The sequence below is a fragment of the Actinoplanes palleronii genome, assembly GCF_016862315.1.
Lineage (GTDB): Bacteria > Actinomycetota > Actinomycetes > Mycobacteriales > Micromonosporaceae > Actinoplanes > Actinoplanes palleronii.
In genome coordinates this window covers 36555-48004 of the sequence record NZ_BOMS01000009.1, presented here as the reverse complement: position 1 = coordinate 48004, position 11450 = coordinate 36555, and the positions used below count along the sequence as shown (strand labels likewise).

General features: G+C 67.7%; 11 protein-coding genes. 7 read left to right on the top strand and 4 right to left on the bottom strand.

The window, feature by feature from the left end; translation table 11 throughout:
- The first annotated feature begins 19 nt into the window (after positions 1-19).
- The 4 genes from Apa02nite_RS02195 to Apa02nite_RS02180 all read left to right on the top strand — a co-directional run bounded on the left by Apa02nite_RS02195 (position 20) and on the right by Apa02nite_RS02180 (position 4493).
- Positions 20-1174, top strand: coding sequence for a hypothetical protein (locus Apa02nite_RS02195; protein WP_203823583.1), 1155 nt, complete (start codon positions 20-22; stop codon positions 1172-1174).
- A gap of 142 nt (positions 1175-1316) precedes the next feature.
- Positions 1317-1904 carry a DUF7711 family protein gene (locus Apa02nite_RS02190; protein WP_203823582.1) on the top strand — a complete coding sequence of 196 codons (588 nt, stop codon included), beginning with the start codon at positions 1317-1319 and terminating at the stop codon, positions 1902-1904.
- A gap of 709 nt (positions 1905-2613) precedes the next feature.
- The gene (locus Apa02nite_RS02185; RefSeq protein ID WP_203823581.1) at positions 2614-3384 is read left to right on the top strand and encodes a hypothetical protein; all 771 of its coding nucleotides are present in this window, start codon (positions 2614-2616) and stop codon (positions 3382-3384) included.
- 161 nt (positions 3385-3545) lie between these two features.
- A complete protein-coding gene (locus Apa02nite_RS02180) occupies positions 3546-4493 on the top strand; it encodes a protein NO VEIN domain-containing protein (RefSeq protein ID WP_203823580.1) in 948 nt (315 codons plus the stop codon).
- An 18-nt stretch (positions 4494-4511) separates the two neighbouring features.
- On the opposite strand, the gene Apa02nite_RS02175 is transcribed toward Apa02nite_RS02180, so the two are convergent.
- Positions 4512-6044, bottom strand: coding sequence for an extracellular solute-binding protein (locus Apa02nite_RS02175; protein ID WP_203823579.1), 1533 nt, complete (start codon positions 6042-6044; stop codon positions 4512-4514).
- Between Apa02nite_RS02175 and Apa02nite_RS02170 the strand changes: the two genes are divergently transcribed.
- Both Apa02nite_RS02170 and Apa02nite_RS02165 read left to right on the top strand, forming a co-directional pair.
- On the top strand, positions 6000-7073 hold the full coding sequence (locus tag Apa02nite_RS02170) for a GGDEF domain-containing protein (RefSeq protein WP_203823578.1): 1074 nt from the start codon (positions 6000-6002) through the stop codon (positions 7071-7073). The genes Apa02nite_RS02175 and Apa02nite_RS02170 overlap by 45 nt on opposite strands.
- Before the next feature lie 113 nt (positions 7074-7186).
- Positions 7187-7654 carry a hypothetical protein gene (locus tag Apa02nite_RS02165; protein ID WP_157441672.1) on the top strand — a complete coding sequence of 156 codons (468 nt, stop codon included), beginning with the start codon at positions 7187-7189 and terminating at the stop codon, positions 7652-7654.
- Between the two features lie 79 nt (positions 7655-7733).
- Here the strand turns inward: Apa02nite_RS02165 and Apa02nite_RS02160 are convergent, their stop codons facing one another.
- Positions 7734-8000 carry a hypothetical protein gene (locus Apa02nite_RS02160; protein ID WP_203823577.1) on the bottom strand — a complete coding sequence of 89 codons (267 nt, stop codon included), beginning with the start codon at positions 7998-8000 and terminating at the stop codon, positions 7734-7736.
- Positions 8001-8045: 45 nt separating this feature from the next.
- Complete coding sequence (locus Apa02nite_RS02155; protein ID WP_203823576.1) at positions 8046-8870, bottom strand: hypothetical protein; 825 nt, start codon at positions 8868-8870, stop codon at positions 8046-8048.
- A gap of 199 nt (positions 8871-9069) precedes the next feature.
- Between Apa02nite_RS02155 and Apa02nite_RS02150 the strand changes: the two genes are divergently transcribed.
- Positions 9070-9675, top strand: a complete 606-nt coding sequence (locus tag Apa02nite_RS02150) for a hypothetical protein (protein ID WP_203823575.1) — start codon at positions 9070-9072, stop codon at positions 9673-9675.
- A gap of 79 nt (positions 9676-9754) precedes the next feature.
- Here Apa02nite_RS02150 and Apa02nite_RS02145 read toward each other — a convergent pair whose 3' ends face one another.
- A complete protein-coding gene (locus tag Apa02nite_RS02145) occupies positions 9755-11428 on the bottom strand; it encodes a DEAD/DEAH box helicase (protein WP_203823574.1) in 1674 nt (557 codons plus the stop codon).
- Between the last annotated feature and the right edge of the window lie 22 nt (positions 11429-11450).

Sequence of the window (11450 nt, the reverse complement as noted above, 5' to 3'; positions counted from 1 at the left end):
GGCGTTTTATGCTGCGCGGGTGCCGGTGTCGAAGAAGCGGAAGAAGCCCAGCAAGCCCAACGCGGCGGCGAAGGCCGCCCGGCTCCGGGCGCAGCGTCCGGCGGAGTCGATGGTTGACGTCGACAGCCGGGTCCGGACCGATCGGGAGCGATTCGACGCGGCCCGTCGTGACGCCTCGGTCGCGCCGGCGGCCGCCCTGGTCGCGGAGTTGACGGCGCTCGCCGCGTCACGGTCGGACGTCGAGCTGGCGGACGAGCTCTGCGCGCGGCTCGGACCGCTGCTCTCCGAACTCGACGCCCGCAGGCCGGCCATCCGGATGATCAGCCCGGACATCTTCGCCGGGGTGCTGGCCCAAGCGGCCACGGCGAATGACGGCCCGGACGCGCCGCGTGTGCTGTCCGCCCTGGCCGGGGTGCTGCCCCAGTCGTTCACCGGCGCGGCCGCCCCGCCGGTCGGCGAGACCCGGTGGACCCGGGACCGGTACGGGAGCCGGTACGGCATCACCGCGTCGTTCCCGGCCGGTGACGGGGAGCGCTGGTATCTGTGGGACGTCGACGCCTGCGCTCTCCTGGTGGCCACCGTGCACAGCGGCTTCTACCCGACCGCGGCGGACGCCCTGGCCGCATGGCAGCAGGGCGTGGGCGCGTTCGCCTCGGCCGGCACGACGTGGGGCGAGATCGACGACCGCACGCTGCTGCAGAAGCTGCTGCCGGTGTCCGAGGGTGATCTCCGGATGGGTGGCGAGACCGTCGACCAGTTCGCCGAGTACCACCGCTGCCGACGACTGGCCGAGTCGTTGCTGGAGCTGCCGGTGGCATCGCCCGCCGAGCCGGCCGGCGCGGCGTCCTCGTTCACGGCGTGGCTGACCGAGCGGGGGACCACCCTCAGCACCGACGACGTGCACGACGTCGCGGGGTCGCTGACCGAGATCTGGGGCGGGGTGCGGGACATCGGCTTCGGTGCTTTCTCGCCGCACCGGGTGGCGTACACGAAGCAGTACATCCACGACGACTACGACGAGGAGTACGGGTCGTTGCTGCTCGCCACGCTGCCGGAGTGGATCCGGTGGCTGGCGTCGACGACGGGCGCGGCGCCGGAGCTGCTCGACCGGGCACTGGAAGCGGTGGAGACCGCCGTCTACGACGACAGCCCCCTGGCCCGCGTCGTCGAATAGCCCGGCTCAGGCCGGGGATCAGGTCGAAGTAGCCTTCCCCCGGGTACTCGTTCTGCGGGTCCATGCCTCATCCGCGACCCGGAATCGCTGAAGTCCGCCATGAGGCTCGCCTCATGACCGTCCGGTACGCAAGAATTTCCGGATGAAGTACGGGACCGCGGTGAAGCGGCTGCAGACCATCGCCGGCCGCTGCCAGCACGTGGGTGACCTGGACGAGCTCCTGCTGGTCGGAGCGTATGCGTTCGGTGCGGTCCTCGACGAACCAGGCGACCTGGACTTCGTGCAGGTCGCCTTCGTCCTCGACCTGCCGCCGGACGATCTGCCGTGGCACACGCAACCCCAGAGCTGCAGCAGCATGCCGTACTTCCTGCAGATCGACAAGGGTGGGGTGGACTGGTTCTGGCGCTCCGCGTCGAGGCCGGTGTCCAACCACCGGATCGTCCGGCCCCTGCGGATCTGGTCTCGCGAGGGCGGGCCGGACGCTGTCGCTCTGGACGCGCTTCGCCGCGGAGAGGCGGAGGAGTTGCGGCCGGCGGCTCCGGACGCCGCCGAGTTGCGGGAGCAGCTCACCGCAGAGCTGGCGACGAGCCTCGCCCACCTACGTCGCGTCGAGGGGAGCTACTGGGAGCGCGAGTGGCGCCGGGACAACCGGGGCGGCGGCACCTACCCGGAGAACCACTTGTGGGACGCCACCCACGGCTACCTCGACCTCCTCGACACCCTGTCCTGAAACGGTGACCTACCGACCCCGGCCCTGCGTCCTATCGCGAAGCAGCCGCGCTGCGGCGAAACCGATGAGGGCTCCGGCGGCAAGGGCCGACGAGGTGCGTAACGCGCGGACCGAGGCTGTGCCGGTGCCCCAAGCCTCTCGGTTTCGCTGCTTTTCGGCTCGCCGGTGGAGCGGTTGGTGCTGCTGTCCCATGCAACCTCGGCCGGGTCGTGCCAGCGCCAGCGGTGACAGCAACACCGCGCCAGGAGCGCCCGTGATCGCCAAGGCGGTCAGTGTGTGCGTGACGGTCCGGAGCCCGGTGGCTCGGACCGAACGTCCGGCGATCTGTGAGGAACGAGGCACCGCTACTCGAATCCATTGTTCGATGCGATTTCCCGCGTGTTCGATGCGATTTCCCGCGTGAAAGAAAGATTGAAATCTTCGCTCTGGGCATACAGCCCAATCAGCACCTTGCGACAGCGCTCGATGGTCGGCGAGTCGGTTAACTTCGCGGCGCCCTGCGGGGCTCCGTCTTTCCCGTAGTGTCTTGTGGCCCAGAAGAACTAGTTCGGGAATGGTTCCAAGGATGTGCTCGGCTGGCGCCAAGATCATTTCCGGGTTGCATATCGGCGAGAACGGTTGGTCTTCTGCGAAGCGCGGCAGACCGTCGAAGAACTTGGCGAGATGCTACGAGGGCATGCGATCATCAGACCTGGACAGTGACGGCGGCATGTACTTCATCGGGCCTGAGGCGGAGAAGCGATTCGGGTATCGACACTTCATGGACATGATGGCGGTCTTTCTCGGTGCACCCGAGTTCACGGTTCTGGCCGGCCGCAATGAGCTCGGAAGAATCGATCCCTCGTTGCTGGTCGAGGAAGTCATGGGTCCACGTCGGCTGCTTCTGTCCGGGCGGAGCTGGCAGGTCAGCTACATCGTCTGGAAGCGGCGGCGCTGCTTCGTCGAGCCGGTCGACTCGGGTGGCCGTGCTCGATGGACATCGAGCGACATGGCCGGCACGGGTTTTGAACTGACCAGAGCCATGCGAGATGTGCTGCTGGGAGCGGACCCGCCGGTGAAGATGACCCGCCGCGCCGTCGACCGGCTGGCCGACGAGCGCGAAGAGTCCTCGTCGCTCGTGCATCCCGGCGGGAACGTCATCGTGCGCGAGAAGAACGGCGATCTGAAATGGTGGACGTGGGCGGGTCTCCGGGCGAATGCCACTCTCAGCGAGGTGACTGATCCCGGTCACAAATTCGATGACCTGTACATCCGGCTGCGTGAAGATCTCACACCGGATGCATGGCGCGCCTTGACATCTGATGCGGAGACACGGCTCTGCCTGCCCGAGATCAATCGAAGAGCGCTGGAGGGGCTCAAATCCAGTAGGGCGTTGCCGGAACGGCTGGCTGTGGCTACTCTCGCGGCTCGCCTTGCGGATCTCCCAGCTGCTCGTCGAGTGATTTCCGAGCGGAGCCGCTTCGTTTCTGTTGTTCAGTAGCGTCCGGATGGTAATGGCGTTCGTGGATTTTCACGTGGGGTCGTAGGTCCTCGGGCTGCCGATCTGGGGTGTCGCCCGCTAGCTCGGTGACAACCTGTCATGCCGCTATCCAGTGCCGATCTAGCGTGACCGGATCGAACCGACGGCGAACGGTGCGCTTCGTGGCTGACGACGTTTTGGCAGTTTGGTCCTCCTCCAGTCCAAACGGATCACGCAACTTCGAAGAAGGTCTCAGGACTCGGACCTGGGGATTCAAGAGTTTCGAACCCGACTACCGCAACTCGATCCGGTGGATCCTGTTCGGCTACTCGCACAGCAGCGGCGGGCCGCGTCAGCAGGCCGCTGACTGGCAAAAGGGTGTCGTCGACATTCTTCTCTGTGAGGTCAGCGGCGATTTCTACACAGGCCATGCACCGCACTGGGAAGACGAGATCTCACAGAACAAGATCATTTATCCATGCCGTGTCGGCATGACCGTGATCGGCTCCGCCACCGGCGTAGCCACCGATGCAGCCGGACCGCTCGGATTGGCTGGAAGTGAGGCGTTGCGTCTTTCCGGTGCAGGTAACCGCGGTGTCCGATTCCGCGCGGATCTCGGTGATCTGCACCGGGTTCTGAGGGCTGATGTCACCCCGAGCGGGGTTGTCGACCTCAGTCGCACCGCTGGTGACGTCATTCCGGAGCGACCTGGTCGGCGAAGTGCGGGGCAGGGGCGGTCTCAGGACGCGGCCTTCAACAAGGCGCTGGAGGATCACGCCGTTGCCATGGCGATCGAGCATTACCGCCGCCGCGGATGGGATGAAATCCGGACCCTTGGTAAGCCTTATGATCTGGTTTGCACCAAGGTGACGGGCGAGGAGAAGCACGTCGAGGTGAAGGGCACGACCGGCGCGGGCGGCGACGTCAATTACACCCCGAACGAGATTCAGCACTTTCGTGCGTGCCCGTACGGGGCGGATCTCGTGGTGGTCCGCGACATCCGGGTCGATCGCACTGCTTTGCCGCATGTCACCAGCGGTGGCGAGTTGCTGCATATCGAAAACTATGAGGCTCCGCCCGAGGACCTGAAAGCCACCGGTTGGACCGGTCGAGTCACTGGTTGGCTCTGATCGGGACAGGCCCGGCGGCTACTTGATGCCGGTCTGTGAAGGGTCCTTCAGGGCCGTGTCGATGTCGGCGCTGGCCTTTGTCAGGATGGCCTGGATCTGGGGGCGGGTCAGGGCTCCATCGGACTGCCACAGGTCGGCCAGGTCCTTGGCGATGATGCTCTCGACCACGATCCACGCTGGGATCGAGGGGTACATTTTGCCGGCCGGGATCATCTCTCGGAACGCCGCGTAGGCCGGGTCCGTCTCCAGGCGGGTGCCCTTGATCGCCGCGGTCCGCGACGGCCACAAGCCCGACGTCACTCCATAGCGGCGCTGGCTTTCCTCGCTCGTCAGATACTTCACCCACTCGAAAGCGGCGTCCGGGTGCTGCGCCGACTTCAGGATCGCCAGGCCGGAACCGCCCAGGAAGCCGAAGCGGCCGGTCTTTCCCGCCGGCATCGGGGCCGTTCCCCACCCGTTTCGCAAGCCCGGGCGGTTCGGTTCCGACAAGTAATCCCCGACGGACTGGGAATTGTCGATGGTGATGGCGCCGATGCCGTTCGCGAACGCTTCCGGGACGTCGCTGGAGGTCAGCTTCATCGCCTTGGGGTCGTCGTAGAGGCCGACCAGGCGCTGGTAGTAGGCCACACCGTCGACGGCGGGGGGTTCGGCCAGCAGGGAATGGTCGCCGGTGCCGTTGAGCAGGTCGCCGCCGGAGCCCCAGATGAACGGGGCGACGTTGTGGATGATGCCGAAATTGTTCTCGTTGCCGATCGCCAGCGGCCACACCGTACCGTGGGAGTCTTTGATTTTTTTGAGGGTTTTCTCGAACGCGGGCCAGTCGGTGAACGCGGTCGCCGGGTCGACGCCGGCCTGCTTGAGGACGTCCTTGCGGTAGAACAGCGCGCGGACGTCGGTCAGCCAGGGCAGCGCGGTGATCTCGGCCGAGCCGAGCTGATGGCTGGCACTCCAACTCGCGGCCGCGAACACGTCCGGGCCGCCGACCGCGGCGACTTCCGATTCGGTGTACGGACGCAGAGCGCCCAGCGCGCTGAACCCGCCGACCCAGGTCGTGCCCATCACGGTGACGTCCGGGCCCTCGCCGCTCGTCGTGGCCGTGCTCAGGCGGGTCAGCGCCTCGCTCCACTCGATGCGTACCGGATTGATGGTGATGTTGGGGTGGGCCTCGTGGAACTTCTCGGCCTCCTGGAGCACCGCACGGTCCTGAATCGGGCCGCCGTAGGGCATGTACCAGAAGTCGAGAGTGACGGACGGCTGGCCGGTGGGGTAACCGACGCCCCCGCGCGACGGGGAGGGCGCGGTCCCGCACGCGGTCAGCAGCAGCAGAACAACCATCGTCGCGACGGCAGGGAGACGCCTCGTCATATCAGCCTCATCGGCCGTGCCCGGCGACCGCTGAGCGGGAAAACGCTTGGCCGGACGCCTCCGCCCGCCGATATGAGGACCATGACCGGCGGACGGGGGACCTCGGAGTCGTGGCGGTGGCCGCGCATCCTGGTGCTGACGATGCTCCTGCTCGCCAGCGTGACGGTCGCCAACTTCGTGCTGCACGGGCGCAGCGGCGACCACGAACTCGCCCGGTCCCGGCTCAGCCAACTCGACATGCTGCTGCACGAGGAGAGCTCGCTGCAGTGGAAGACCCTGGCCAAAGGCAACACTCCGGTACGGGTGGCGCGCGAACTCGGCGCGATCCGCTCACAGGAGAAGAAGATCCAGGAGGAGTTGGGGGTCAACGACGCGCTGCGCAAGCAGGTCGCCGACTACCACGCCGTGCTGGACACCGAACTCGGCCTGCTCGGCGTCGGCAAGACCGCGGACGCGCTGGCCCTGGAACAGCAGCGGACCGAGCCGGCCTTCGTCGCGCTGGCCGCCGAACTCGACCAGCTCGGCGAGGCCGAGATGACCGCGGCCGGAGTGGCGAAGAACATCGCCGACCTGACCCTCGCGCTGGCCATGATCGCGGTGGCCGGCCTGATCGGGCTGCTGCTGTACCGATTCGAACGCGAGCACCGCATCGCGCGGCGGGTCACCGACGAGATGCTGCACCAGCAGTCGATCGCGCTGGAGACGCTCACCGAGCACGAGGCGCTGGTACGCCACCAGGCGCTGCACGACCCGCTGACCGGGCTGCCCAATCGCCGGGCGCTCAGCGCGCTGCTGGCGGGCGGCGGACGGCAAGCCCTGCTCCTCGTCGACCTGGACGATTTCAAGCCGGTCAACGACCAGCTCGGCCACGCCGCCGGCGACGAACTGCTCGTCACCGTCGCCCGGCGGCTGCACCGCTGCGTCCGGGAGGGTGACAGCGTGGTCCGGCTCGGCGGCGACGAGTTCGCGGTGTTCGTCCAGGACGGCGACGCGGCGGCCGCCGTCCACGTCGCCGAACGCATCGTCGACCAGATCGGAGAGCCGTTCCACATCGCCGGCACCACGGTCCACATCGGCGCCAGCGTCGGTGTCGCGGTCGGTGCGGACGTCGTCGACGGCGATCTGCTGCTCCGCGAGGCGGACGAGGCGATGTACCGGGTGAAGCAGGCCAACAAGGGCGGGTATGCGGTCGCCGGGTCGGCCCATACGGCGTGACCAGCGGTTATGCGCGAAAAAGTGGACATTACTCGCTGATTGCACACTTGTGGGGGATCGGGATGTGGTCGAGTCTTTGAGGCTCTGCCTGGGCGCCCGATAGAGTCGCACCTGTGGAGCATGATTTGAGCGTTGTTCGAGTCCCCTACCTGCCTGGCAGGCCGATCAGGGTCGGTACCGTCCTGACGCAAGAGGGAGAGCTCTATCTGGTCCGGTGGGACGACGGAGCCGAGGAAGAGATCAAGCCCGGCGAGTACGAACTTCTGGCCCCGCGTGACTCGCTGCGGTTCGCATCGTTCGTTGATGCCGAAGCGGTGCGCGCCGATTTCGAGGCCGATCCGTTGGGGATCGTGCTGCGGGTGCTGGGAGAGAACGGCACGCCGATGACCCGCGGCCAGATCGCGACGTATCTCGTCGATCTGGGTGTGGAACGCAAGCGGTTCGCTGCCAAATGGCGCAAGGTCCAGACCGCGCTGGCGTCGACCGACGGCGTGACGGTCAGCGGCGAAGCCACTGACCTGGCGTTCGCCTGGGACGGCGAGTTGGCCGTCGAGCCGGTGGCAGTGGCCGAGGAGAGTTAGCCGACGCTAGAGCTGCGTCGCCCCAAACACCTTGTCAGGCGGAGGGGCGACCCGGCGGCGTTTTCAGTATTTTTCGGGGTCAAGGCTGCTGGAGTTGGTCCAGCGGCACTCCGTTGACGACTCTGACCAGGTTGGCGTCATGGTCCGCGGCCACGAGGGCGGCGGCGAGCTCATCCAGGCCGGGGATGTCACCGAACCGGGTCTGCAGCACCAGGCGCATTGAGCGCACGAGACTCTGTTTGTAGCCTTGCTCAAATTGTTGCTTGAGGCCTTCTTTGATGCCTCGCTCCAGGTATTTCTGGGCGATTTCACGGCCGGCTTCCGTTTCTTCGAGGAAGTTGCCCATCCCTCTGCTCCTCTACGGTCGCGCTGATCGACGGTGACTTTGTGATCAGAGTTGTTGAAGTTCGGTCAGGGGGACTCCGCTGACGACTTTCACCATGTTGGCGTCGTGGTCTTCCGCCACGAGTTTCCTTGCCAGGTCGTCCAGGTCGGGGATGTCACCGAACCGGGTCTGCAGCAGCAGGCGCATCGAGCGCACCAGGCCTTGTTCGAGGCCTTGTTCGAGGCCTCGGTTCAGGTTTTTCTGGGCGATCTCACGGCCGGCTTCTGTTCCTTCGAGAACGTTGCCCATTCCTCTGCTCCTCAACGCAGTGACGACCTGAGCTGCGAGACCTTCCTCGGCCAGCATACAAAGGTCGACGAGAACCAACTGTTGCTCGCGGTTCGGCAGCTCGCCGATCCGCCCGCCGATCCGGTCGGCGAAATCGGCCGGCCGCCGGCTCGACCACAGCACGAGCGGGGCGAGCGGACTCGCCAGCAGGGCATCCGGGTCGAGGTCGTCCGGGACGTTCACCGAGTCCCATTCCAGGTGCATACGGTTCCGCCGGAGGGATCCGGGACTACCGCCACCGACCGGCCACACCGCGGTCTGATGGATCTGGTGACGGGGATCCTCGTATTTGATGGCCAGTCCCGCCCAATACGCCGCCATCCGTGCCGGGAAATCGCCGGTCCGCTTCACCTGCACTTCGATGTGGTGCACGTCGACTGTGCCGTCCGGCCGGGACACCATGAACACCTTGTCGCGCTGCAGGCTGCGCTGCCGGACCTGCTCGGTCGGCCCGTCGGCGACCACCGTGTGATCGCCGACCTCGACTCGGCACAGGAGCCGCAAAGCGTCCTTCGGATGCGCCTCCATCAGCGCCTTGTACAAGCCGTCGTAATCTCGCGCCGGGGCAGCGCCGGGACCGCAATCCCCAGGGATGGGTGACATGCGACAACTGTACGCACGACCAGGTGCCCGCGACAAGGGCTGACCGGGATGGCGCGAATCCGTGATCACACGGACTGCCGTGAGTCACTACGTTGATGGCGATCCGGCGGAATGGCTGGCACTCAGAGGAGACGAAGAAGTGGCTCAACGAAACGTCCGCCGCCCTGCCCGCACCGGCCTGGTTCCGCTGGTGGTGGCCGGTGTCCTGACCCTGAGCGCCTGCAGTGCGGGCGCCTCGTCCGGCAACCCGGCCCCGGCGGCCCCGGCGACCGCCCCGACGAGCACCACCACCGCCCCGACCGGCACCGCCACCGGCTCGGTGACGGGCACGCCGAGCAGCAGCGGTACCGCGGGCGCCGATGGCACCGCGCTGGCCGACGGCAAGCACGATGCCTACCTGACCAAGGTCGACACGAGCAAGCGCACGATCACCTTCGACAAGGTCGAGATGCTGACCGGCGAGGCCGCCCGGAAGAAGTACCAGGAGCAGAACCCCGGCGAGACCGACGGCCCGCCGAACGACTACGTCCTGGTCAACGACAACAAGTTGAAGCGGACGTTGCCGGTCTCCGGCTCGGTCAGCGTGTCGGTGATCAAGGCCGGGTCCGGCGACTCGGTCAACCCGGTCCCGAGCTCGTTCGCGAAGCTGCCCGGCTACCTCGCCGACAAGGACAACAGCACCCTGTTCGCCTTGACGGTGAAGGGCGGCGAAATCGTCAGCCTGACGAGCATCTACCTGCCCTGACCCGCAGCGGTGCGCACGACAAAGCAACAAAAACGAGGCCCCCTCACGGGGGCCTCGTTAGCGATCAGAAACGGTCGGATCAGTTGGGGCGGTCGCGGCGGACCGTGGGGCGGCGGCCGCGGATCGTGCTGTGGCTCAGCGCCCGGATCACCTTCTCCGCTTCCGCCTCGGGCACCTCGACCAGCGAGAACCGGTCGGTGATCTGGATGGCACCGACGTCGCGGGCCGACAGCCCGGCCTCACCCGCGATCGCGCCGACCAGGTCCTGCGGCCGCACCCCGGCCCGGCGTCCCAGGCCGACGAACACCCGGGTCACCGCGCCGCCGTCGGCGCGGCCCCGGCGCGGTCCGGTACCCGGACCACCCGCCGGACGGCCCCGCTCGTCGCGCTCGCGGACCGGGGAGATCGTCGGGATCTCCGCCTCGTCGACGTCGCCGCCGTTCGCCTCGTGCAGCAGCTTCAGCGCCGCCAGGGCGACCAGCTCGATGTCCGACTCGTCGGTCAGCGAGTCCAGCACCGCCCGGAACCGCTCGAGATCCTCGGCCGTCAGCGCTTCCTGCACCGTCGTCCGGACCACCTCGAGGCGGCGGGCGCGCAGGTCGGTGACCGTGGGCAGCTTCTCCAGGGCGATCCGCTGGCCGGTCAGCCGCTCGATGGCCTTGAGCATCCGCTGCTCACGCGGCTCGGCGAGGGTGATCGCCGCACCGGTACGCCCGGCCCGGCCCACGCGGCCGATCCGGTGCACGTAGGCCTCGGGCGCCGACGGCACGTTGTAGTTGATGACGTGGGTCAGCTGCTCCACGTCCAGGCCGCGGGCCGCCACGTCCGTGGCCACCAGCAGCTCGGTGGCGCCGCCGCGCAGCCGGCCCATCACCCGGTCACGCTGGTCCTGGCTGAGACCGCCGTGCAGGGCCTCGGCCCGGTACCCGCGACCGTTCAGGCTCTCGGTGACCTCGTCGACCTCTTCCCGCGTACGGCAGAAGACGATCGCCGCGGTGGGCGCCTCGACGTCCAGGACCCGGCCGAGCGCCGCGGTCTTGTGCGCGCGGGCGACCAGGTACGCACTCTGGCGCACCGTCGGCAGTCCGTCGGCGGCGGAGGTGTCCTTGCCCATCCGGATCCGCAGCGGATCCCGCAGGTGCCGGCGAGCGATGGCGTCGATCCGTGGCGGCATGGTGGCCGAGAACAGCACGGTCTGCCGCTCCGCGGGCGTCTCGGCCAGGATCGCCTCGATGTCCTCGGCGAAGCCCATGTCGAGCATCTCGTCGGCCTCGTCGAGCACGACGGTGCGCACCGCGTCGAGCTGCAGGGTCTCCCGCTCGATGTGGTCCAGGATCCGGCCCGGGGTGCCGACGACCACGTCGACGCCGCGGCGCAGCACCTGCAGCTGCCGGCTGATCGGCTGGCCGCCGTAGACCGGCAGCACCCGCACGTTCAGGTCCCGCCCGTACCGGTGCACGGCCTGCGACACCTGCTCGGCGAGCTCGCGGGTCGGCACCAGGACCAGCGCGGCGGGGCTGGTGCCGCCGGTGGTCAGGCTCTGCAGCAGGGGTAGCGCGAAGGCGGCGGTCTTGCCGGTGCCGGTGGCAGCCTGACCGACCAGGTCGTGGCCCGCGATGAGCGGGGCGATTGCCTCCCGCTGGATCGGCGTGGGCTCCTCGTAACCGAGATCGGAAAGGGCGCGGAGCAGCTCGGGCCGCAGTCCCAGTCCGGCGAAGCCTCCATCGGTGCTGGTAGCGAGGTCTTCGTCCATGGAAGCAAGGATACGGAGCCGT

Bases quoted from the DNA above. Each gene is read 5' to 3' on its own strand.
- Apa02nite_RS02170 (WP_203823578.1), top strand. From the start codon at position 6,000: ATGCTCCTGCTCGCCAGCGTGACGGTCGCCAACTTCGTGCTGCACGGG.
- Apa02nite_RS02190 (WP_203823582.1), top strand. From the start codon at position 1,317: ATGAAGTACGGGACCGCGGTGAAGCGGCTGCAGACCATCGCCGGCCGC.
- Apa02nite_RS02160 (WP_203823577.1), bottom strand. From the start codon at position 8,000: ATGGGCAACTTCCTCGAAGAAACGGAAGCCGGCCGTGAAATCGCCCAG.
- Apa02nite_RS02185 (WP_203823581.1), top strand. From the start codon at position 2,614: ATGTACTTCATCGGGCCTGAGGCGGAGAAGCGATTCGGGTATCGACAC.
- Apa02nite_RS02145 (WP_203823574.1), bottom strand. From the start codon at position 11,428: ATGGACGAAGACCTCGCTACCAGCACCGATGGAGGCTTCGCCGGACTG.